The following is a 22,197-nucleotide window of genomic DNA, read 5'->3' as shown; positions in this document are numbered from 1 at the left end:
CCGGTGCTGTCGTAAGATCATCGCCGAACGGGACGGCCGTACGGTAACAGGGGATTCACAATTTCCTCACGAGCCGCGGGAACTTTCCGTGGAACCATCCGTACGGGTAGTCTTATTCGAACTCAACTCCCGCCGCTCAAGCAGCAGTTCGAGCAGAACGTCGCCGTGGGCATCCCCTTGCACCTCCTTGGCGGCCTCTTGCCCCGAAACCCCCTTGAGGGCCGGTGGGATTGGGCCAATATGGCGGGCGATACGCCCTATCCCAACGCAAGGGACTCCAGATGAGACTGACCGACATATCGCTGAATTGGCTGCTTCCGGGCGCCGTACTGCTCCTGGGCATGCTGGCGGCGATTGCGGTGCTCGCGCGGAGCAAGCGGTCCAGCGGGGAGCACGCGAAGGACGACTCGTGGGAGCGCAGCGAGGAGCGCCGTAGGCGCAAGGAAACCGTTTACGGCATGGCCTCCTACGTCCTGCTGTTCTGCTGCGCCGGCGTCGCCGCGGCGCTCTCCTACCGGGGGCTCGTCGGCTTCGGCCGGGAGAACCTCGGCCTTTCCAACGGGTGGGAGTACCTCGTCCCGTTCGGCCTCGACGGCGCGGCCATGTTCTGCTCGGTCCTCGCCGTGCGCGAGGCGAGCCACGGTGACGCGGCGCTCGGCTCCCGGATACTGGTGTGGATGTTCGCGGGTGCCGCGGCCTGGTTCAACTGGGTGCACGCGCCCCGGGGTATGGGCCACGACGGCGCCCCGCAGTTCTTCTCCGGTATGTCCCTCTCGGCCGCCGTTCTGTTCGACCGGGCGCTGAAGCAGACCCGTCGGGCCGCGCTGCGCGAGCAGGGTCTGGTGCCGCGTCCGCTGCCGCAGATCCGCGTGGTGCGCTGGATAAGGGCTCCGCGCGAGACGTACAAGGCGTGGTCGCTGATGCTCCTGGAGAACGTCCGCAGCCTGGACGAGGCGGTCGACGAGGTGCGCGACGACAAGGCGCGCAAGGAGGACACCAAGCGTCTGCGGCGTGAGCAGCAGCGGGTGGAGAAGGCCCAGTTGAAGGCGATAAGCCGGGGTCACCGGGGCTTCCCGGGGCGCGGCGGCCGTCCGATGGACGCGCCCGCCGAGGTCGCCCTGGAGCGGGTCGCGGCCTCTTCGGAGCCTGCCCCGGCCGCCGCCGCGGAGCTTCCCGTCCGCCAGCGTCCCTCGCTCTCCCCGGTCCGGCACGGTTCGGAGGCGTCCGCCTCCTCGTCCTCCTCGTCCAAGGTTGACCTGACCGCGGAGGACGACACGATGGCGCTACCGCGACTGGACTCGCTGGAGCGCAAACTCAAGGATCTGGAGCAGCAGTTCGGCTGATGACGCCGTAAGAAATTCCTCGGGGCGGGGGCGCGACCTGAACAGGGCCGCGCCCCCGCCCCGTTGTCGTCTCTGTACGTGAACTACGCGGCGTCCGCGTCGAGTTCGAACCAGACCGCCTTGCCGATGCCGTGCGGCCTGACCCCCCAGGCGTCCGCGAGCGCCTGGACCAGCAGCAGGCCCCGGCCGTGGGTGCCGTCGTCGGCGTGCGGCGCCTCCGGCTCGGGCAGCCGGTCCACGAAGTCCCGTACCTCCACGTGGAGTCCTTCGGGTCCGACGGTCGCCGTCAGGACCGCGTCGTCGTCGGTGTGGAGCAGTGCGTTGGTGACCAGTTCGCTGGTGAGCAGCTCCGCTATGTCGGAGCGGCCCGGTTTTCCCCAGGTGTGCAGCAGTTCGCGGAGCGCGTGCCGGGCGTCGGGCACCGCGCCCAGGTCCGCGCGCTCCAGCCGCCGTCTCAGCTGCGGCTGCCCCGTGTCGGTGAAGCCCTCGTCCGTCCGTGTCGCCGAGGAGGCCCCGATCACCGTGGGACCGCTCCCTCGTGCTTGCCTTTTCATGACCCCCACCCGCGCGCCGATGTCCGGTTTCCTTCCTGTCGAACACGTTCACGGGGATCCATGCCCCGTGAGACGGGCGGCAGTCATGGACCGTCGCCGACGCCCGGGTGTTCGGCCATGTTGTCGGCACGGGGTGTCACGTCGACCGCGTCCGCTCTGACCTGCCGACAAAGGCCCCGGGCATATGCCGGTGGCCCGCCGTGAGGTGACCGCGGGGACACCGGGTCCCCCGAGGCCGTGTACACGAGCGCGAAGGGTGGTGCCACGTGCTTCGCGCGGCTCGGACACCCCGTGGCGCCCCTCGTGCGCCGCCCGGTCTACGCGCCCCCGGCGTACGAGTCGGTCCCCGCGTCGAGCCCCGGCTCCCGAACCCGTCGTAGCCGGACCGGAGCCCGGGCCAGAGCCTTCCGGCGGGTGACAGTTCGGAAAGCGCGCGGCAACCCCGCGCCGTGCACGTGAACTTGGCCGGAAACCGACGCGGATCCGGCAGGCGGGGTGGTGCGGACGAGGGCCCGGTGCTGGTCACGGGCGGGTAAGCGGCGGGTGAACGCGAGGCACGACCCGGGCAAAACGCCGAGAGCGGGCCACGGAGGGGTCCGGGCCCGGCGTAGGGGGTGGCGCAGAGGGGGGATCGGCACTCCAGATCCAGTCGTGCGGGGGCCGCCCTCTCGTCCCCCATGCGTGAGGGCGGCCCCGTCCCTGACGGTCAGCGGAGCTTGTTCACCGCTGTGACCGTGGTCTTCTTGAACGCCTTCACCGGCGCGTCCTTGAACGTCCCCATCTGCCCCCAGTCGACGACGGTGACGGTCCGCCCGTCCCTGCCGACGCCCAGCAGCCGTACGTCCACGGCGCCCCACTCGGCGGCCGTGTGCAGGCCGAAGACGTGCGCGCCCTCCTCGACCTTGACGGCGCCGTAGTCCTTGAACTCGGCCCGGACGTCCGGGTACTTCTGCTCGATGCGGGTCGCGCAGGAGCGGATGTCCTTCGCGATCCGCTCGTAACGGCCCTTCGCCTGCGCCTCGTTGGGCAGGACCACGCTCACCTGCCGGGCGCCCGCGTCGAGATCGGTGCGGAAGGTGCGATACCAGGTTCCGGTGCCGCTGCCCAGCGCCATGCTGAGACATGTGTCCGTCTCGACCTCCTCCGGCACACCCGCGGTGACCGGTCCCGCCGTCCACGCGGAGGAGAGGTACGGCGGCAGGTCGCCGGCCGCGAGGAAGCCCGGCGGGGCCGGGTTCGTGGCGGCGGGTACGGCGGTCGCGGTGACGACCGTCAGGCAGACGGCGGAGAGTGCGGTGAGTACGACCGCGTGCAGGCGAGTACGCATGGGTGGTCCCCCGTGAAGGTGTACGTGGATGTAAAGGGGTCGCACCCCGGCGTACCGTCGGCGCAGCAGGTCGGGTTCCGACCGGGCCGTTCGGTGCGACACCATGAGCATCAGGGGCCACGGGGGAGCACCGCAAGCGGCAGCGCCCGTCCGCCGGGGATGGAACCATCCCACCCCTGCTGACGTGCAGATATACGAGTGCCTGGGATGCCGTCCCAGGCCCGACACCACGGGGGTACGGTGACGAGTGGCCGGCATGCGGCGGACTTCGCGGAGCGCCTGCGGGAGCTGAAGTCCCGCACGGACCGCAGCTACGGGTCGCTTGCGCGGCGGCTGGGGATGAACACGTCCACGTTGCACCGGTACTGCGCGGGGGAGGCGGTGCCGCAGGACTTCGCGCCGGTCGAGCGGCTTGCGGGGTTCTGCGGGGCGAGTTCGGCGGAGCGGCTTGAGCTGCATCGGTTGTGGTTATTGGCGGTGGAGGAGAGGCAGGGGCGGCAGGAGCGGGGGCGGAAGGGGGAGGGGGACGCCGGGGGCGGTTCGGGGGCGGGGGGCGTTGGCGAGGCGGGGGCCGGCCGGGCGGAGGGTGCGGGCGCGGGCCTCGGGGCGGGTGCGGGCGAGGTGCCAGCTGAGGCGGGCTCAGGAGCGGCGGCCGATAGCGAGGCGGAGGCCAACCGGGCGGAGGGTGCGGGCGCGGGCCTCGGGGCGGGTGCGGGCGAGGTGCCAGCTGAGGCGGGCTCAGGAGCGGCGGCCGATAGCGAGGCGGGGGTCGGTCGGGCGGAGGGTGCGGAGGAGGTGTCGGCTGCGGCGGGTTCAGGGGCCGGGGTCGTCGTATCCGGCGTGAAGTCCGAGGCGGGCGAAGCGAGTTCAGAGGCGGGTGTGTCACCCGGTGCCGGGGCGGAGACCGTCGCGGGGGCGGGCGTTCGGTCCGACGCCGGGGGCGGTGCCGGAGACGGTGTCGACGCCGTCGTACAGGACTCGCCCCCGCCCCGTCCCCGGCCCTGGTACCGGCGGCGTGCTGCCGTGTTCGGCGCCGTCGCCTGTGTCGTCGCGGCGACCGTCGGGACCTTGTCGGCGCTGCCCGACGGGCGGCGGCACGAGGTTCCCGGGGCGACCGCGCAGGCCGGGGACGATGTGCCGTCGCTCAGTTCGCGGCCGGGGAAGGTGACGCCCCGTCCGAGCGGGAGCGGATCGCCGTCGCCGTCGGTGTCGCCCTCGGTGAAGGGGGGCGGGCCTTCCGCCGAGGCCGGGGCCGGGGTGTCCGCGTCGCCGTCCGGTTCCGGGGCGCCCAGCAAGACGCCGTTCGCCGGTACGCCCCTCGCCTGGACCGTCGACTCGCACGTCTGGAACCAGGGCTGCGGGCACTACTACGTCATCGACCAGCCGCCCGCCCAGGTCCCTCCGCCCCCGATGTCACAGGACGCGCGCGCCTGGGCGACCGCCGAGGGCGGGCTGCACGGCAAGGAGACGATGGTCCGGATCTCCGTGCAGGGCCGCTCGGACACGGCCGTCGTCCTGGAAGCCCTGCGCGTGCGCGTCGTGGGCCGGGGTACGCCCGCCGCCGGGAACGCGTACGCCATGGACCAGGGCTGCGGCGGCTCCCTCACGCCCCGCGAGTTCGCCGTCGACCTCGACAAGGACCGTCCGATCGCCCACTCGATGCCCGGCAACGACGCGGGCACCGAACTCCCCGCGGTCAGCTTCCCGTACCGCGTCTCCGCGAAGGACCCGGAGATTCTGCTGGTGACGGCGCGTACGGCGGGCTGCGACTGTTCCTGGTACCTGGAGCTGGACTGGTCGTCGCAGGGCCGTGCCGGCACGGTGCGTGTCGACGACGGCGGCCGTCCCTTCCGTACGACGGCGATCACGGGGCTGCCTCGGTACGTGTACGACACGCAGAACCGGAACTGGCGTCCGTACATCGAGTGAGTGCGTCACGCCTCCCAGACCGCTGCGGCTGTCCTGTCGTCCGCGTACCCCTTCACCCTGATCTGGATGTCCGCGAGGAACTCCGCGAGACCGGGGACGGGGGCGCCGGCCCAGCGGGCGGTGAGGTGCCCGGCGAGCTCCAGCTCACCGCGGAGGGGGTCGGCGAGGCCGGCTGTGCACATGAGGAGGGTGTCGCCGGGTTGGGCTACGGAGGTGCGGAAGAGGAAGGGGTCGGGGGGTGGGAGGTGGTCGTAGGGGGTGGGGAGGCTTGAGGGGTGGCGAGGGTCTGCGGGGGAGCCGAGGTCGGGGGTGGGGTGGTCGTCGTGGGGGGAGGGGGGTGTCGGCGTGTTGTACGGGCCGGGTGAGTTCTGCCGGGGTGTGCCGGTTCCGTACGGGGTGGTCGGGCCTGGTGGGTTCGGGCCGGGTGAGTTCAGGGGGCGTGGCCCTGCGGCGTACGCGTCTCCCGGGTTCGCCGCGTACGGATCAGCCGGGGCGTCCGGCATCGTCGCGTCCCGGGTGTGCGGGAGCGGTTTTCGGGGAGTTCCCCGGAGCCTCGCGGCGGGGCCTGGTTCCCCCGCCGGTTCCCCGGGCGCCGGTTCGATGTCCTGCCACTCGCCGTCGCGCAGGCGGAACAGGCCGCCCTCGCCCACGCCGAAGAACACGCGGGTCCGGCATTCGGGGTCTGCGGACAGGAGCAGGCACCTCAGGGTGGCCGTGTACTCCTCGGGGGTGAGCCCCTGCTCGGCGGCGCCGGCCCGTAGCCGTCCGAGACTGCGGTCGGTGAGGCGGTGCAGTCCCGACTTCAGGTCGCCCCGTCGGCCCGCCCTGATGTCCTCCGCGAGCCGCACATGGCTGCGCCCCACGGCCCGCCCGATCCACCGGCACACCTCGGCGGCAGCCCGGTGCGCCCCGACCGTCGCCCTCGCGCCGGTCGCCATCGCGACGAGGACCAGCGCGTTCTCGCCGTACCCGAAACGGGCGGTGAGCAGGGCGTCCCGCCGGGGTTCACCCCGGTACCGCGCGGAGTCGCCGCGCAGGCTTACGGCCCGCAGGGTGCTGGCCCCGTACCGGGCCCCGTCCAGAACGGTGTCCGCGACGAGGTCGTCCAGGGCGTCGGGGTCGGCGAGGGGGAGGGCGGTGGGGTCGGCGTCGTAGGTGGGCGGGCCTGAGCCGAGGTAGGGCTTGAGGTGGGGGCGGGGTTCGTCGAGGGTTTTGCGGGTGAGGGGGGTGGTTGGGGGTGGGGGTGTTTCGGGGGGTGAGGCGGGAGTGGAGGTGGCGTCTTGGGGGGTGGGGGGCTCGGGGGCCGGAGGGATGTGCGGGGCTGGGGGGAGTCCTGGCGGCGGGGCGGGGGCCGGAACGGAGGCGGCGGCCTGGGGGGCGGGGGGCTCGGGGGCCGGAGGGACGTGCGGGGCTGAGGGGAGTCCCGGCGGCGGGACTGAGGCCGGAGCGGAGGCGGCGGCCTGGGGGGCGGGGGGCTCGGGGGCCGGAGGAACGTACGGGGCTGAGGGGAGTCCCGACGGCGGGACTGAGGCCGGAGCCGAAACGACGTCCCGGTGTGCGGGGGGCTCGGAAGCCGAAGGAACGTACGGGGCTGAGGGGAGTCCCGACGGCGGGGCGGGGACCGGAGCAGAGGCGACGTCCTGGGGGGCGGAGGGCTCGGAAGCCGAAGGGACGTACGGAGCTGAGGGGAGTCCCGACGGCGGGGCAGAGACCGGAGCCGAAACAGCGTCCCGGGGTGCGGAGGGCTCAGGAGCCGAAGGAACATACGGAGCTGGAGGAAACCCCGGCGGCGGAGCGGAGACCGGAGCCGAAACGGCCTTCGGGAGCACTGGCGTCTCGGGAGCCGAGGGGGCGTGCAAGGGCGAGGGGAGATCCGGGGCCGACGAGGCATCCGGGGCTGGGGGGACGTTCGGGGGCGAGGCGGCACCCTGGTCCGAGGGGACGCCCGAGGCTGACGGGGCGCCCAGGGGTGAGGGAACGCCCGGGGCTGAGGAGAGATCCGGGGCTGAAGGGAGACCCGGAGTCGCGGGAACACGCGGGGTCGACGGGGCGCCCGAGGCCGAGGGGGCGTGCGGGCCCGAGGATGCCTCCGGGATCGGGGAGGCGTACGGGGGTTCAGGCGCGGTCGGTTCCGGGCGTTCGGCGAAGCCCGGTGGCAGGGGGACCGGCGGGAAGTTCACCGGCCCGGCCGGAGTCGTGGGCGGCGGCTCCCAGGGGGCTCGGTACGAGGTGGGCCCGGGCGGCGAGGGGCGGAGGGACGGGGGCTGGGGTGAGGTCGGCTGCGGTGAGCCGGGCGGGGGCGACGAGGGCTGGGCTGAGTCAGGGTGACGCGAAGTTGGGCGCAGAGGGATGGCCGAAGGTGGTGCGGGCTGGGCTGAAGCGGACGGAGACGAGGTTGGCTGCGGTGGGGCCACTGGTGGCGACCCGAACGGGGCCGAAACGGACGGAGACGAGGTTGGCCGGGGTGGGACCGCTGGTGGCGACGTGAACGGGGCCGAAACCGGCGGAGACGAAGCTGGCCGGGGTGGAGCCGCTGGTGACGACGTGAACGGGACCGAAGCCGACGGAGACGAACCCGGCCGGGGTGGAGCCGCTGGTGACGACGTGAACGGGACCGAAGCCGACGGAGACGAACCCGGCCGGGGTGGAGCCGCTGGTGGCGACACGAACGGGGCCGAAGCCGGCCAGGGTGGGGGCGGCTGTGGTGAGCTGGGACGGGGAGGGGTCAGCTGGACCGTGGCTCCCGGATCCTCCGGCGTACCCGGCTCCCTCGACTCATCCGGCGCCCACGGTTCCTGGACGCTCCCGGGCCGATCGGGTGCCCCCCGCTCGCCCGGCGCGCTCGGTTCCCTCAACGTCTTCGGTCGCCCCGGCGTCCCAGGCTCCTCCAACGCCCCGGGTCGCTCCTGCGCTCCTGGCTCCCTCGACTCATCCGGCACCCACGGTTCCTGGACACTCCCGGGCCGATCGGGTGCCCCCCGCTCGCCCGGCGCGCTCGGTTCCCTCAACGCCTTCGGTTGCCCCGCCGTCCCAGGCTCCTCCAACGCTCCGGGTCGCTCCTGCGCTCCTGGCTCCCTCGACTCCTCCGGCGCCTTCGACCCCGACGACACCCCTGGTCGATCTGGCGCCCCCGACCGCCGTACTCCCTCCAGCCGCCCCGAGTCTTCCGACGCCCTCGGTCCCCACGACGCCCCCGCCTCGCCCGGCGTCCCCGGCCTCGGCGACGTTCCCGACCGGTCCGACGTTCCCGACCGCCGCCCGCCCTCCGACTCCCCCAAACCTTCCGACGCACTCGGTCCCCAGGACACCCCCGCCTCATCCGGCGTCCCCGACTCCTGCCGCGTCCCCAGGCGCTCCTGCGGCTCAGGCTCCCCCTGCCGCTCCGACGACCCCGGTCGCCGTACCCCCTCCAACTGCCCCGAATCTCCCGACGCCCCCAGCACCCACGACACCCCCGCCTCATCCGGCGTCCCCGACTCCTGCCGCATCCCCGGGCGCTCCTGCGGCTCAGGCTCCCCCTGCCGCTCCGACGACCCCGGTCGCCGTACCCCCTCCAGCCGCCCCGAATCTCCCGACGCCCTCGGCACCCCGGACGCCCCCGCCCCTTCCGGCGTCCCCGGCTCCTGCGACGTTCCCGACCGCCGCCCGCCCTCCGACTCCCTCAAACCTTCCGACGCACTCGGTCCCCAGGACACCCCCGCCTCATCCGGCGTCCCCAGCTCCTGCCCTGTCCCCGGGCGCTCCTGCTGCCCCGGGCGCCGCACTCCCTCCGGCTCCCACTCCCCCGCCGGCTCCCACAGCCCTGTCGGTTCCCACTCCCCCGCCGGTTCCCACTGCTTCGCGGCGGCTTCCGGCGGCTTGCCGGCCGTGTCGTACGGATCGTCCCCGGTGGCCTGAGCCTCCGTCGGCTCCTCGTGCGCGCTCGTCGCGGTCCGAGGGTGCGGTACGGGACCTCGTGGGTCCGGCGTCTCCCACCACTCCCCCGTCCGCACCGCGTCCGACGCCGAGGCGAAGCGGTCGTCCAGGGAATCCGGTGTGGGTGTGGGGCCCGTGTCGGCGGTGTCGTCGTACAGCTGGCCCCACCAGTCGTCCTGGCGACCCGTGGGACTTCCCCCCTGCTGGCTCATGCCCCTAATTGTCCACCGCGAGGGCCGCAAGAAAACGGGGCAACGGGAAAATGCGAGCCATGAGGAACGGAAGGCGCGGCGTGTCGGGAGGGGATACGGACGGGTGTTCGGGTGCGTGGGCCGCCGGATGATCCCACCCCCCACGGGAGAATCACCCGGCGGCGTCACGGAGCCGTACGCGTTCGCGGCCGGCGGTCAGAGTGTGCGGGGCCTTGCTGATAATCCGCTGTGAACGCTCCCTGACCTGCGCCGCACGCTCGCCTCCGGCACCCTGGGCAGATGGGAGTGTGGGAACTCCTGCTGGTCGGTCTGGTCATCCTGCTCGGCCTGTGCGGAGTACTGGTGCCCGGCGTACCGGGGTCGTGGCTGGTGTGGGCCGGGGTTCTGTGGTGGGCGCTGAAGGATCCGCGGCCGGTCGCGTGGGCGGTGCTGGTGGGGGCGACGGTCGCGTTGTTCCTCGCACAGGTGATCCGCTGGGCGCTGCCGCCGCGCCGGTGGCGGGGGTCGGGGGCGACGCCACGGATGGCTGTGTACGCGGGGGTGGGTGCGCTTCTCGGGTTCGTCCTGGTACCTGTGCTGGGCGCGATCCCGGGGTTCCTCGGGGGCGTCTACCTCAGCGAGCGGCTTCGCCTGGGGCGGCATGGGGAGGCGAGGGCGGCGTTGCGGACGGTGATGCGGGCGGGTGGGGGGAGTGTGCTGACGGAGTTGTTCACGTGTTTGCTGATTGCCGGGGCTTGGGTGGGGGCGGTGTTGTGGGGGTGAGGGGTGGCGGCACTGTGGTCCTGGGGGTTCCGGGGGCGCTGGTGATGTACGCCGGGGGCGTTGCCGCGATCGGTGGGATGCCGTTGCGGGGCTGGGGTTGTTGCCAGTACTGACGCCGGGGCCGGTTGCCGTTGCCGCCCTCCCTGGCGGGGCCCGTTGCCGTTGCCACCGTCCGTGGCGGGGCCGGTGCGGTGCCGGGAGCCGTCGCCAGCGCCGCTTAGTGGCAAGGCCGCCGCAATGCCGGGAGCCGTCGCCAGCACCGGGGCCACTATCCGGGACCCACATCCATACCGATGCCGGTTGCCGTTGCCACCGCCCGTGGCAAGACCGCCGCAATGCCGGAGGCCGTCACCAGCACCGGGGCCACTACCGGTACCGACGTCCATACCGGCACCAGTGGCGTTGCCACCGCCCGTGACGAGGCCATCGCAGGGCCCGGCCCGGAGCCATTGCCAGGGGCGAGCCCTTGCCGGCGTCGCTACAGGCTGCCCTCCAGCGTAAGCAGGCTCACCTTCCGCTCCAGCCCCCCGGCGTACCCCGTCAGCGACCCGTCCGCCCCGATCACCCGATGGCACGGCCGCAGGATCAGCAACGGATTCGCCCCGATCGCCCCACCCACGGCCCGTACGGCGGCACGCGACGCCCCGATCCCGGCCGCGATCTCCCCGTACGTCGTGGTCGTGCCGTACCCCACGCCGTCCAGCGCGTCCCACACCCGCTCCCGGAACTCCGTCCCCTCGGCCCGCATCGGCAGATCGAAGTCCTTCAGCTCCCCGGCGAAGTAGGCATCGAGCTGCTCCCGAGCGGCACGAAAGGGCCCCGGATCCTCACGCCACCCCGCCTCGGGAGTACGCCCACCCTTCTGCCCCGGCACCGAGAGGGACGTCAGAACGCCATCGGCGTCGGCGACGAGGAGCAGTTCCCCGAGGGGGCTGGAGATCCTGGTGTACGTACGCATCGCGCTTCCTCATATCCGACGGAACGGCCCACTCGGGGCCTTCGTACTGTCCAGTGTGAGCGGTACGGCGACCCAGGGCTGGCGGAAATCCGACATGGGGTTCGACGGGACGGCGGGACCGGTGAGGCACTCGGATGCCGCCGGACGGCATCGCAGCGAGGAGGCCCGACAAAGCAGCAAACCCGGCACACCGGCGGGGGTCCGCCCCGGCGACAGGGCCGACGAGCAGCAGAACCAGCACATCGCCCTCCAGCCACACCACCGGACCGACCACACACCACTCACCCCGCCGACCGCGCCGACCCTGCTGACCCCGCGGAGTCGCGACGCCGGGAGGCCGGGAGGCCGGGAGGCCGGGAGGCCGGGAGGCCGGGAGGCCGGGAGGCCGGGAGGCCGGGAGGCCGGGAGGCCGGGAGGCCGGGAGGCCGGGAGGCCGGGAGGCCGGGAGGCCGGGAGGCCGGGAGGCCGGGAGGCCGGGAGGCCGGGAGGCAGAGTCACGACGTGACGGGGCGACGGAGCAGCACATCGGCTCCCAACCACGCCACCGGACCAACTCGCCACTCACCCAGCCACGCCGCCCGCCCCACCATCCGTTGCCCACCCGGCCAACCACACGCCCCCTCCGACCTCGCCGCATGACGACCGCCCAGACCCGCCACCGAACCAGCCCTCCCTGCCAGCCCAACCCTGCTGACCACCCTCCTAACCGGACCGGCCACCCAACCCAACCGAACCGCCAGGCCGCCAGGCCGCCAGGCCGCCAGGCCGCCAGGCCGCCAGGCCGCCAGGCCGACCCTCCACCCGCTGCCCGCTGCCCGCTGCCCGCTGCCCGCTGCCCACCGGACCACCGGACCACCGGACCACCCGGCCACCCGGCCACCCGGCCACCCGGCCACCCGGCCACCCGGCCACCCGGCCACCCGGCCACCCGGCCACCGGGCCACCGGGCCACCGGGCCACCGGGCCGAGCCTCCCGACCCTCCGACCCGCTCACCCCCTCCCGATCACCCCGCCCGCCCCCTCACACCTCCCGCCCCCGCTTAGCCGCCCTCTTAGCCCGCCCCTCCGCCCCCTTCGCCTTCCACTCCCGCCGAATCTCCGCCCTCAGCCGCGCATCGGACTTGGCGACGATCCACTGGTTCTCCCGGACCAGCTTGCGGTAGCTGTCGAGGCGGCGGACAGGCAGCACCCCCTCGGACACGGCCGCCATGACCGCGCACCCCGGTTCGGCGTCATGCGCGCAGTCCTGGAACCGGCACTCCCCCGCGAGCGCCTCGATCTCGGAGAACACCTGCCCGACCCCGCTCCCGGCGTCCCAGAGACCGACACCCCGCAGGCCAGGCGTGTCGATGAGGACACCCCCGGAGGGGAGCGTGAGGAGGTTGCGGGTCGTCGTGGTGTGCCGCCCCTTGCCGTCGACGTCGCGGGCGGCCTGGACGTCCATGATGTCGTCCCCGGCGAGGGTGTTCGCGAGGGTGGACTTCCCGGCACCGGAGGCACCGAGGAGGACACAAGTCCCGCTCCCAATAAGCGCGTTGAGCTCCCCCAAGCCCTCACCCGCGAGCGCACTGACAGTCAGCACCGGCACACCGGGCGCCGTACTCTCGACGTCCTTCACCAGGTGCGCGAGAACGACAGGGTCGGACACGAGATCAGCCTTGCTGAGAACCACGACAGGCTGCGCCCCGGACTCCCAGGCAAGCGCCAAGTACCGCTCCACACGCCCGAGATCGAGCTCGACGGCAAGAGAAACGGCGATCACGACATGGTCGACGTTGGCGGCGAGGACCTGCCCCTCGGACCGCTTGGAGGACGTGGACCGCACGAACGCGGTCCGCCGAGGCAGCAACGTCCGTACGTAGCGCGGGTCTTCACCCGCAGGATCGACGACGGCCCAGTCCCCGGTGCACACGACCTTCATGGGATCGCGCGGCACGACGAACTCGGTGTCGGCACGCACCACACCTTCGGCGGTGACGACGTCACACATCCCCCGGTCGACACGCACAACACGCCCGAGAACAGCGCCCGTTGAACGGTGGGACGCGAATTCGTCCTCCCACCCCTGGTCCCACCCGAAGGCGGCGAGAGGATGCGAGGAAACGTCGGAAGAAACAGAGAAACTCAAGGGAAACCCTTCACAAGGGCGGCCCCGGCGACGCTCGTTGAGCGCTAGACAGTGAGCCGACGACCGCGGAAGTGGAGCAAGAACACCTGGTTGCCGCGGGACACACCCGCCTGGAAAGCAGCCATGACTCACACCTCCCGATCTTTCGTCGACGTCCTGTACGAGACCGGCACAGCGTAGAGAACCGGGGAATACGTCCACCACTGGTTTTTCCCCACGCGCGCCCGATATCTCAGAGCCAGATCAGAGCCACATCAGAACCTCATCGAAATCGCCTCGGAGTTTGCCGTCGGCGCCCTGTCGCGCCGCCCCTCCCCTTCCAATACCCCGGGTAACCGCACGAGTTCACCACACCGCGACCGTACGATCCACTCCCCGCCCCGGGCGTGTCCTCTCCGCCCGTTCACCCCCCACTGCTCTTCCCCCCTCCGGAGCCGCCCGTGTCCTCGCTCTATCCGCTCGCGTCCACACAGATCGACGGGATCGAACCGCCGGTCGTGGAGCCGGAGCTGGTCCGGTACGACGACGGGGAGGTCAGGGAGGTCTCGGTGCCCGCGCTGGTGCCCGCGGTGGGGTACGGCTCGCTCGCGGACCTGCCGTTCGACAACGCGACACGGGCCCCGCAGGACGTGGTGTTCAGCAGGCGTACGGGGGACGGCCGTTGGCTGGACGTGTCGGCGGAGGAGTTCGCGCGCGAGGTGACGGCCCTCGCCAAGGGCCTGATCGCGGAAGGACTTTCGCCGGGTGACCGGATCGCGGTGCTGGCGCGTACCTCGTACGAGTGGACCTTGACGGACTTCGCGGCGTGGGCGGCGGGTCTGGTGACCGTGCCGGTGCACCCGTCGTTCTCGCCGCGCCGTATCCAGTGGGTACTGCGGCACTCGGGCGCGGCGGCGCTGGTGACGGAGAGCGTGTCCCAAGTCACGGCGGTGGCACCGGAGTCGGTGGGGCTGAGGCATGTGTGGGTGATCGACCGGGGGCACCTGGAGCGGCTCGCGGAACTCGGCGCGGACGTACCGGACGCGGAGGTCGGCGTGCGGCGCGGCATGCTCGGCCCGGGCACGCCCGCGTCCCTCGTGTACACGTCCGGTACGACGGGCCGGCCCACCGCGTGCGCGCTGACCCACGGCAATTTCTTCGCGCAGGTCGACAACGTCGTGGAGCTGCTGTTCCCGGCGTTCACGTCGGTGGCGGGCCGGGACACCTCGGCCCTGCTGTGCGCGCCGTCGGCGCACGCGTTCGGCCGGGTCGCGGCGCTGGCCTGCGTCCGGGCCCGAGTGCGGACGGGCCACGCGCCGAGCGCCGTACCGGAGGAACTCCTCCCGCTGTGCGAGGAGTTCAGGCCGACGGCGGTGTTCGCGACGCCCTCGGTGCTGGAGCAGATTTTCCACCATCTGCGGGCCAGGGCGCAGGAGTCGGGGAAGCTGACCGCGTTCGACCGGTCGGCGCGGATCGCGTCCCGCTTCGCGGAGGCGGAGCAGCGCCACCGGCTCGGCCGGGGCGAGGGTCCGGGGCGGACGCTGCGGGCGGCGCGCGCGGTGTACGACCAGAGCGTGTACCGGCGGCTGCGCGCCTCGCTGGGCGGCCGGGTGGGGCACGTGGTGTGCGGCGGGTCGGCCATGCGGCGGCAGCTGTCGGGGTTCTACACGGGCGCGGGCGTGCCCGTGTACGAGACGTACGGGCTGACCGAGGCGACCGGCATCGCGACCCTCGCACCGCCGCTGCGGCCCCGCCTCGGCACGGTCGGCCATCCGCTGCCGGGGACGGCCGTACGGATCGCCGACGACGGGGAGATCCTCCTCTCCGGTCGCCATGTCCTGCACGGCCGTTGGGACCCCGGCGCGACCAAGCTGCTGCCCGCCGCGCCGGGCGGCTGGCTGCCGACCGGTGATCTGGGGCGGCTCGACGAGGAGGGGTACCTGGTCGTCACCGGGCGGCGTGCCGACACGCTGACGACCATCAGCGGCGCGCGAGTTGAGCCGCTGGCCGTCGAAAACCGGCTCCGCGCACACCCGTTGATCTCGCGAGCCGTCCTGGTCGGCGAGGGCCGCCCGTACGTCGCCGTCCTGCTCACCCTCGACCCGCCGGGCCTCACCCACTGGCGCCGGACCACGAAACGCACCGCCACGCCGTACGAACTGCTGCTGGGCGACCCCGAGTTGCGGGCCCTGCTCCAGGAGGCGGTGGACGAGGCGAACACGGCGACGGGCGCGGGCATCCGGCGATTCGCGGTGCTGCCGGGGGAGTTCACACAGACGTCGGGACACCTGACGCCGACGGGGACCGTGCGCCGGGACCGGGTGCTGGGGGACTTCGCGGGGGAGGTGGAGGGGCTGTACCGGTGAGGTCAGTCCGCGCAGAGCCGGTACCCCACCCCTCGTACCGTCCTGATCAGCGTACGCCCGGGGTCCCCCAACTTCCGCCGCAGGTAATAGACATACGTCTCCACGCTCCCCGACTCCGTCCGCCGCTGCCACACCCGGTCCTGGAGCTGCTCCCGGGTCAGCACGCGCCCCGGGTTCTCCAACAGGCACCGCAGTAAGGCGAATTCGGTGCCGGTGAGTTCCAGGGGCCGCCCCGACACGCGGACTTGGTGGGCGTCGAGGTCCATCTCGACCTCCCCGGCGCTGAGGTGACTGGGCCCGGAGGCCGCCGCCCGGATGCCGCTGCGGCGCAGCAACGCCCGTACCCGCGCGGCGACTTCGCGCAGTTCGAAGGGTTTCGTGACGAAATCGTCGCCGCCGAGGTCGAGGCCGCGTACGACGTCGTCGACTCCGCCGCGTCCGGCGAGGAAGAGGACGGGGACGGTGACGCCCCGGGCGCGCAGGATGCGGCAGACCTGGAAGCCGTCGATGTCGGGGAGGCGGATGTCGAGCAGGACGAGGTCGGGCAGCCCGCGTGCGATCAGCTCCAGGGCCTGGCGGCCGGTCGCGGCGACGCTCACCCGGAATCCGGCGAACTCCAGCGCCATGGTGAGCATGCTCCGGACGCTGTCCTCGGCGTCGACGACGAGGACGCGCGCGGAGACAGGGATGGTCATGTCCTGTTTCCTCATCCGCAGAAGATCGAGCTGCTTGAGCTCTCAAGCGCTACGGAAAGTATCGTCGCACATACCGATGAGTAACTGAACTTGCCCCTGGCATCGCCCGCCACATACGAACGCCCCGGACCGGTGAGGGTCCGGGGCGCACGCGAGAAGACCTAGTCGCAGGGGTGGCCGTTCAGCGTGAACCCGAACGGTGCCGTGTTCTTGCCCTCCCAGGACGCGAGGAACCCGAAGGAGAGCGTGCCCTCCTCGGCGACCGCCTTGTTGTAGTCGGCGGCGGTCGCGATGACCCGCGAGCCCATCTGCGCGACGGACGCGTCCCACATCTGGTCGACGTGCTGGCCGTCCTTGAAGGACCAGGAGACGTGCCAGTCGGTGAGCTTCTCGACGGTCGTGACGGTCACGGTCGCCTGGAAGCCGTCGGGCCACTGGTTGACGAGGTCGTAGGTGACCGCGCACAGCGCCCTGCCGTCCTCGCCGCCGGACGGCGAGCTGGACGAGCCGCCGGAGGAACTCGTGCCCGGCGGCACACTCGCCGCCGCCGACGAAGTCCCTTGCGGCTCCGGGTCGGTGCGCCCGCCCGCGTCGGACGGCGAGGGGCTGTCCGACTTCGGCGTGGGCGTCTCGAAGGACGGCACGCCCCCGATGACCGGCGTGGAGTCGGTCGGCGTCCCCCGCGAGGCCGTCTCGTCCCGCGTGTCGCCGCCGCCGAACGGCATCAGCGACACGCCGAGCGCGAGGACCGACACCAGGACGGCGGCCACGAGCAGCCCGCCGCGCAGTGCCTTCGCCTTGGACGCGGCGGCCCTGGCCGCCTCGCTCTCCGGGTCGAGCAGGTCGGGACGTCCGGCGCCGAGCCGTACCTCGGCGGCGCGCCGGCGGCGCTCCAGGTAGGCGAGGCCGCCCCAGCCGATGACGCCGCCCGCGAGCGCGGCGGGCAGTCCGCCGCCGTGCAGCCGCAGACACGCGGCGGCCTCCGCGCACTCCACGCAGGTCGCGAGGTGGCGGGAGAGGTCCTCGGGCGTGTCGGCGGTGGGCGAGCGGGTGACCGCGTCGAGGAGGCGGACGTAGGAACGGCACTCCGCGTCGAGCGGCGTGTCGAGGTGGTTGCGGTGGCAGCGGTCCCGGAACAGGCCGCGTACTTCGCCGAGTTGCTCGGCGGCGTCCTGCGGGTCGAGGCCGAGGCGGCGGGCGACGGCGCGCAGCGGGAGCGCCTCCACCTCGGCGAGCCACAGCAGCGCGGCGTCCGGCTCCTGCATGTCGCGCAGTCCGCGCAGGGCGACGGGGCGGCGCAGGGGCGGGCCGATGTAGCGGGCGGCCTTGTCCGAGTTGAGCCACAGGCGCAGGTCGGGGTCGAGGCGGTGCCCGTGGCCGCCGGCCTCCCAGCCGGCCGCGGTGATGCGAACGGCCGTCAGGAGCAAGGGTATTCGGGGCAGCCGGGCGGAGCGACGGCCTATGCTGCGGGTACCGTCCTCGGCGGCCCGGGCCTCGCGGATGCCGAGCGCGAACGCCTCACGGGCCAGCTGGTGAGCGGCGGTCGAGCCGGCCGTGCACAGGTCGGCGTACGAAAGGACGGCGTCCCAGCACTCGGAGAACAGCGCGGCTTCCGCGGCGTCCTTCGGGGTCGGCAGGTCGGGCATGGGTCTCCTGCATTCGAATGCGAGGTCAACTCACCATAGCGGTAAAGGAGTTGGGGGGAACCTCGCGGCAGGGCCGAAGCTTTTCACGCCATACGCACAACTGACAAGCGCGGTATTCAAAAGCGCGGCCGACGCCGTACGAGAGACCCGACTTCGGTCCTTCATACGGCGCCGGCCGCGCCGGTGCTCACCTCGTGCCCCATCCGTTACACAGACCGGGTGCGGCAAGCGGTTACCCCACCGTTGCCGCCTCGTCCTTCGCGGGCAGGCTGTCCATGAAGGAGCTGACCGAGAAGACGGCGCGGCCCGGTCCGGGCTCGCCGTAGCCGGGCGGGGACGAGAGGCCGAAGTCCTCCATCGTCTGCCGGTACGCCTGGAGCAGGCGGATGTGGTACTCCAGCGGGGCGCCCGACGGGTTGGCCTTGCCGAGCGGGGTGGTCGGCTCCGGGCACCAGGTCGTGAACCGGGGGGTGATGCCCTTCGACATGAAGAAGCGCAGGCCCTCGGTGGTGGAGGCGATCGCCTCGTCCGCCGTCTTGAAGCCGAACGGCTCCGCCATCTCGACGCCCGCGACGAAGTTGGGGATCACGTTGCGCGCGCCGAAGATCTCCGCCGAGTCCAGGATGCGGCGGTGCCACTCGTCGCGGCCGACGTACCGCTCCTTGCCGGGGCAGTACATCTTGAACAGGTACTCGTCCCACACCTCGTAGTTGGGGTGGTAGATCTGCACGCCGTAGTCCTTGAACCGCTGGACGTCGTCCTTCGGCAGCGCCTGCGCCACGACCTTGCCGATCCAGCGGCCCGGGAAGCGCTCCTCGATGGCCTTCGCGTAGTGGCCGTAGAAGTCGGCCTCGTCGCGGCCCGAGACGGTCTTGGTGATCGCGCCGCCGGTCAGCGTGTAGGCGGTGGACGTCTTCGCCGTGTCGTACCGGTCGATGATCTCCAGCGCCTCCAGCACCTCCTCGACGTCCTTGACGCCGGTGTACGGGCGCCCGGCCGCCTTGTGCTGGCGCCAGTTGTGGTTGATGTCGCAGTACTGGCACTCCTCCTTGGCGCCGAAGTACTGGCACACCCGGAAGACCGTGAGGTAGATCAGGTAGCCCCACTGGATCGTCGGCGCGACCTCCATCACGGACTTCCCGTTGGAGAGCTTGTGCCGGTAGTACTCCGGCATCGGCGGCACCCCGACGTCCGCGATCCGCTTCCCGTCCAGGTACAGCCCGAGCATCCCCGAGTCGTCGGCCGCGACCCGGTACGGCGACGCCGGGTTGACCCGCACGGACACGACCGTCCGCCGCAGGTCGTAGGGCCCACCGGTCAGGATGATCTCCTCCGGGGGCCTGCGCAGCGCGGCTTCCCCCAGCTCAGGAAGGGTCCCGTGGTCGAACGAGAAGATGAAGTACGACTTCGGCTTCACCTCCCCGCCCTCGTTGTCGCTCAGCGCGGAGGGGTCGAAGGCCACTCCCCCGCGCAGCAGGTCCTCCTTGAAGACGGCTTCCCGAGGAACCTCAGGAAACCGCTCCATCAGATCCTCGACCAGCGCGGTACGGCTGCCCATCCCGTCACTCCTCCCGCTGAACACGTACGACTCCTCACGGTATGCCCCCGCGGGGGGCGGGGTGGGGGCGGGGTCCGTTTACGGGGCGGCAAGATTTTCTGGCAGCCGATTTCAGATGCCACGTACCTGATTCCTATACGGAGCTCCGCGCACCGTCCGACGCAATTCCCTGCGCCTCTTCCCGCCCGCCGACAATAAGTGGCGCCAGCATCCCAGCCACCGCGAACATTCCCCCCACGACAAACCATCCCGCCCTCCCCCACGAAACGCACAACGCGATCAACAACCCCGGCCCGAACGCCTCCGCGAGCCCCGCACCGAGCCCGAACACGCCGAGATACTGACCGGTGGCGTGCCCCGGCGCGAACGCGAACGAGACCTCGAACCCGGCGGCGGAATGCCACAACTCCCCGACGGTATGCACGACGACCCCGGAAATGATCAACACGCCCGCGGCCCACCCCGGAACTCCGGCAGCCGCCGAAATGATCAAGCAGGCCACGAGAAACGCCACCCCTGCCTTCCGGTACGCCCTTCCCCCGGCCCTCGGTGTGTCGATCCCCCGGCTCGCCCGCACCTGGAACACCACGACGATCACAGTCCCGACCACCATCGACGCGCCGACGAGCCAGTGCGGGGCGCTGGTCGCCCCGACGAGCCACAGCGGCAGGGCGACGGTGAGCACCTTGAACTGGACGGCCATGACCCCGTCGAGAACGGTGATCATCAGATACCGCCGATCGCGGAGGGCACCCCAGCGAGGCCCGCCGAGGGGAGCCTTCGCAACCGGCACGCCGGGTAGCCGGACGAGCACGACCGCGGACCCGGCGAGCGCCAACGCGTTGGCCACGACGAGGAGTTGATACGCCCCGACACTCCCGACCTGCACGGCCCACCCCGCCCCGACCGCCCCCACGGAGATCCCGACATTGGTGACGGCCCGCAGATACGCCCGGAACTCCTGGGGCCGTTCCCCGCCGAACGCCCGGATCAACGGCCCCCGCGCCGCGATCCCGGCCGCCTTCGCACCGCCGGCGAGAGAGACGGCGACGACGAACGCGGCGAAGGAGTCGGCGAGGAGGAACCCGGCGGTGGCGGCGGCCTGGGCGACGAGGGTGAGGGCGTAGACGCCGCGCGCGCCGAGGCGGTCGGCAAGGTGGCCCACGACGATCCCGGCGCCGAGGGCGAGGAGACCCGCGAGGGCGAGCCCCAGGCCGACCTGGCCGGGCGGGATGCCGACGGCCTCGGTGAAGTAGAGGACGCCCGCGGTGAGGTAGAGGCCGCTGCCGAGGGTGTAGACGAGGTTGGAGACGGCGAGGACGCGCCGGGGACCGGGTTCCGGAAGGAGTCGAAGCATGGGGCTCCACATCGACGTAACGACCCCAAGAGCTTGAAGCCTATTACCAAGTAACTGCAACCCTTTTGCAAGAAGTGATCCACCAGCACCGGCCTCCACTCCGACGGGGTAAGTTTCCCCCGCATCCCCTCGGAAGCCGGAAGGACGACGTATGACCGCGAGCGTGACCAACTGGGCGGGCAACATCAGCTTCGTGGCGAAGGACGTGGTGCGGCCGGGTGGTGTCGAGGCGCTGCGGAAAGTCGTCGCGGGGAATGATCGGGTGCGGGTGCTGGGGAGCGGGCATTCGTTCAACCGGATCGCCGAGCCCGGGGCCGACGGGGTGCTCGTCTCGTTGGACGCCCTGCCGCAGGTGATCGACGTCGACACCGAGCGGCGTACCGTGCGCGTCGGTGGTGGTGTGAAGTACGCCGAACTCGCGCGGCACGTCAACGAGTCGGGGCTCGCGCTCCCCAACATGGCTTCGCTGCCGCACATTTCGGTGGCCGGGTCGGTCGCGACGGGGACTCATGGGTCCGGCGTCAACAACGGCCCCCTCGCCACGCCCGTCCGTGAGGTCGAACTCCTCACCGCCGACGGGTCGTTGGTCACCATCGGCAAGGACGATGCCCGTTTCCCCGGCGCCGTCACCTCCCTGGGCGCCCTCGGTGTCGTCGTCGCGCTCACCCTGGACCTGGAACCGGCGTACGGCGTCGAGCAGTACACGTTCACCGAACTCCCTCTGGAGGGGCTGGACTTCGAGGCCGTGGCGAGTGCCGCGTACAGCGTGAGCCTGTTCACCGACTGGCGGGAGGCGGGGTTCCGGCAGGTGTGGGTGAAGCGGCGGATCGACGAGCCGTACGCCGGGTTCCCGTGGGCCGCGCCCGCGACGGAGAAGCTGCACCCGGTGCCGGGGATGCCGGCGGAGAACTGCACGGACCAGTTCGGCGCGGCAGGCCCCTGGCACGAGCGACTCCCGCACTTCAAGGCCGAGTTCACCCCCAGCAGCGGCGACGAACTCCAGTCGGAGTACCTGCTCCCCCGCGAGCACGCCCTAGCAGCGCTCGATGCGGTCGGAAACGTCCGGGAAACGGTTTCTACCGTTCTCCAGATCTGCGAGGTCCGCACGATCGCGGCCGACACCCAGTGGCTCAGCCCGGCGTACGGCCGCGACTCGGTGGCCCTGCACTTCACCTGGACCGACGACATGGACGCGGTCCTGCCCGCCGTACGCGCCGTCGAGAGCGCTCTCGACGGTTTCGGCGCCCGCCCGCACTGGGGGAAGGTCTTCACCACCGCCCCGGCGGCCCTGCGCGAGCGCTACCCCCGCCTCGACGACTTCCGGACGCTCCGGGACGAGCTGGACCCGGCCGGAAAGTTCACGAATGCTTTCGTTCGCGATGTGCTGGAGGGCTGACTTTCTCAACCCCCTTTCCGAACCCTTGTCGAATCACCGGGCACCCCCATAACCTGGCGCGGCGCCGGAGCG

General features: G+C 72.2%; 14 protein-coding genes and 1 pseudogene. 6 read left to right on the top strand and 9 right to left on the bottom strand.

Annotated features, from left to right (window positions below):
- The first annotated feature begins 281 nt into the window (after positions 1-281).
- A complete protein-coding gene (locus tag J8M50_RS37335; protein WP_010359333.1) occupies positions 282-1,343 on the top strand; it encodes a DUF2637 domain-containing protein in 1,062 nt (353 codons plus the stop codon).
- 83 nt (positions 1,344-1,426) lie between these two features.
- On the opposite strand, the gene J8M50_RS37330 is transcribed toward J8M50_RS37335, so the two are convergent.
- Both J8M50_RS37330 and J8M50_RS37325 read right to left on the bottom strand, forming a co-directional pair.
- Positions 1,427-1,897 carry an ATP-binding protein gene (locus J8M50_RS37330; protein WP_050987390.1) on the bottom strand — a complete coding sequence of 157 codons (471 nt, stop codon included), beginning with the start codon at positions 1,895-1,897 and terminating at the stop codon, positions 1,427-1,429.
- Between the two features lie 706 nt (positions 1,898-2,603).
- Complete coding sequence (locus J8M50_RS37325; RefSeq protein WP_010359335.1) at positions 2,604-3,224, bottom strand: hypothetical protein; 621 nt, start codon at positions 3,222-3,224, stop codon at positions 2,604-2,606.
- A gap of 207 nt (positions 3,225-3,431) precedes the next feature.
- Here J8M50_RS37325 and J8M50_RS49840 point away from each other — a divergent pair.
- Together J8M50_RS49840 and J8M50_RS37315 are read left to right on the top strand one after the other, a co-directional pair.
- Positions 3,432-3,620, top strand: a pseudogene (locus J8M50_RS49840) (helix-turn-helix domain-containing protein); the annotation flags it as partial.
- 225 nt (positions 3,621-3,845) lie between these two features.
- Positions 3,846-5,153, top strand: coding sequence for a hypothetical protein (locus J8M50_RS37315; RefSeq protein WP_223786473.1), 1,308 nt, complete (start codon positions 3,846-3,848; stop codon positions 5,151-5,153).
- A 5-nt stretch (positions 5,154-5,158) separates the two neighbouring features.
- Here J8M50_RS37315 and J8M50_RS50450 read toward each other — a convergent pair whose 3' ends face one another.
- Positions 5,159-8,641: a protein phosphatase 2C domain-containing protein gene (locus J8M50_RS50450; RefSeq protein WP_422397822.1), complete on the bottom strand. Its 3,483-nt coding sequence runs from the start codon at positions 8,639-8,641 to the stop codon at positions 5,159-5,161.
- A gap of 918 nt (positions 8,642-9,559) precedes the next feature.
- Between J8M50_RS50450 and J8M50_RS37305 the strand changes: the two genes are divergently transcribed.
- Positions 9,560-10,042, top strand: a complete 483-nt coding sequence (locus J8M50_RS37305) for a DUF456 domain-containing protein (protein ID WP_029184763.1) — start codon at positions 9,560-9,562, stop codon at positions 10,040-10,042.
- A 478-nt stretch (positions 10,043-10,520) separates the two neighbouring features.
- Here the strand turns inward: J8M50_RS37305 and J8M50_RS37300 are convergent, their stop codons facing one another.
- Positions 10,521-11,000, bottom strand: a complete 480-nt coding sequence (locus tag J8M50_RS37300; protein WP_010361143.1) for a methylated-DNA--[protein]-cysteine S-methyltransferase — start codon at positions 10,998-11,000, stop codon at positions 10,521-10,523.
- Between the two features lie 1,021 nt (positions 11,001-12,021).
- A complete protein-coding gene (gene rsgA / locus J8M50_RS37290; protein ID WP_010351058.1) occupies positions 12,022-13,128 on the bottom strand; it encodes a ribosome small subunit-dependent GTPase A in 1,107 nt (368 codons plus the stop codon).
- Between the two features lie 440 nt (positions 13,129-13,568).
- Between rsgA and J8M50_RS37285 the strand changes: the two genes are divergently transcribed.
- The gene (locus J8M50_RS37285) at positions 13,569-15,473 is read left to right on the top strand and encodes an AMP-dependent synthetase/ligase (RefSeq protein WP_010351057.1); all 1,905 of its coding nucleotides are present in this window, start codon (positions 13,569-13,571) and stop codon (positions 15,471-15,473) included.
- Between the two features lie 2 nt (positions 15,474-15,475).
- On the opposite strand, the gene J8M50_RS37280 is transcribed toward J8M50_RS37285, so the two are convergent.
- The 4 genes from J8M50_RS37280 to J8M50_RS37265 form a co-directional block, all read right to left on the bottom strand.
- Entirely contained in the window at positions 15,476-16,168 is a 693-nt protein-coding gene (locus J8M50_RS37280; RefSeq protein ID WP_010351056.1) for a response regulator transcription factor, read from the bottom strand.
- A gap of 161 nt (positions 16,169-16,329) precedes the next feature.
- Complete coding sequence (locus tag J8M50_RS37275; protein WP_010351055.1) at positions 16,330-17,814, bottom strand: cellulose-binding domain-containing protein; 1,485 nt, start codon at positions 17,812-17,814, stop codon at positions 16,330-16,332.
- A gap of 232 nt (positions 17,815-18,046) precedes the next feature.
- Positions 18,047-19,372 (bottom strand): radical SAM protein, encoded by a 1,326-nt coding sequence (locus J8M50_RS37270; RefSeq protein ID WP_010351054.1) that lies wholly within the window; start codon positions 19,370-19,372, stop codon positions 18,047-18,049.
- 133 nt (positions 19,373-19,505) lie between these two features.
- The gene (locus tag J8M50_RS37265) at positions 19,506-20,729 is read right to left on the bottom strand and encodes an MFS transporter (protein WP_010351053.1); all 1,224 of its coding nucleotides are present in this window, start codon (positions 20,727-20,729) and stop codon (positions 19,506-19,508) included.
- A 151-nt stretch (positions 20,730-20,880) separates the two neighbouring features.
- Between J8M50_RS37265 and J8M50_RS37260 the strand changes: the two genes are divergently transcribed.
- Entirely contained in the window at positions 20,881-22,125 is a 1,245-nt protein-coding gene (locus J8M50_RS37260) for a D-arabinono-1,4-lactone oxidase (protein ID WP_010351051.1), read from the top strand.
- Positions 22,126-22,197: the final 72 nt, after the last annotated feature.

Source organism: Streptomyces acidiscabies (assembly GCF_020010905.1).
In the GTDB taxonomy this organism is placed as follows: Bacteria; Actinomycetota; Actinomycetes; order Streptomycetales; family Streptomycetaceae; genus Streptomyces; species Streptomyces acidiscabies.
Note: the sequence above shows the minus strand (reverse complement) of the source record. Positions and strands in the feature narration are given on the sequence as shown.

What these genes read in the sequence shown, in the direction of transcription:
- J8M50_RS37335 (WP_010359333.1), top strand. Translation starts at nt 282, where the DNA reads ATGAGACTGACCGACATATCGCTGAATTGGCTGCTTCCGGGCGCCGTA.
- J8M50_RS37330 (WP_050987390.1), bottom strand. Translation starts at nt 1,897, where the DNA reads ATGAAAAGGCAAGCACGAGGGAGCGGTCCCACGGTGATCGGGGCCTCC.
- J8M50_RS37325 (WP_010359335.1), bottom strand. Translation starts at nt 3,224, where the DNA reads ATGCGTACTCGCCTGCACGCGGTCGTACTCACCGCACTCTCCGCCGTC.
- J8M50_RS50450 (WP_422397822.1), bottom strand. Translation starts at nt 8,641, where the DNA reads ATGCGGCAGGAGTCGGGGACGCCGGATGAGGCGGGGGTGTCGTGGGTG.
- J8M50_RS37305 (WP_029184763.1), top strand. Translation starts at nt 9,560, where the DNA reads ATGGGAGTGTGGGAACTCCTGCTGGTCGGTCTGGTCATCCTGCTCGGC.
- J8M50_RS37300 (WP_010361143.1), bottom strand. Translation starts at nt 11,000, where the DNA reads ATGCGTACGTACACCAGGATCTCCAGCCCCCTCGGGGAACTGCTCCTC.
- J8M50_RS37280 (WP_010351056.1), bottom strand. Translation starts at nt 16,168, where the DNA reads ATGACCATCCCTGTCTCCGCGCGCGTCCTCGTCGTCGACGCCGAGGAC.
- J8M50_RS37275 (WP_010351055.1), bottom strand. Translation starts at nt 17,814, where the DNA reads ATGCCCGACCTGCCGACCCCGAAGGACGCCGCGGAAGCCGCGCTGTTC.
- J8M50_RS37270 (WP_010351054.1), bottom strand. Translation starts at nt 19,372, where the DNA reads ATGGGCAGCCGTACCGCGCTGGTCGAGGATCTGATGGAGCGGTTTCCT.
- J8M50_RS37265 (WP_010351053.1), bottom strand. Translation starts at nt 20,729, where the DNA reads ATGCTTCGACTCCTTCCGGAACCCGGTCCCCGGCGCGTCCTCGCCGTC.
- J8M50_RS37260 (WP_010351051.1), top strand. Translation starts at nt 20,881, where the DNA reads ATGACCGCGAGCGTGACCAACTGGGCGGGCAACATCAGCTTCGTGGCG.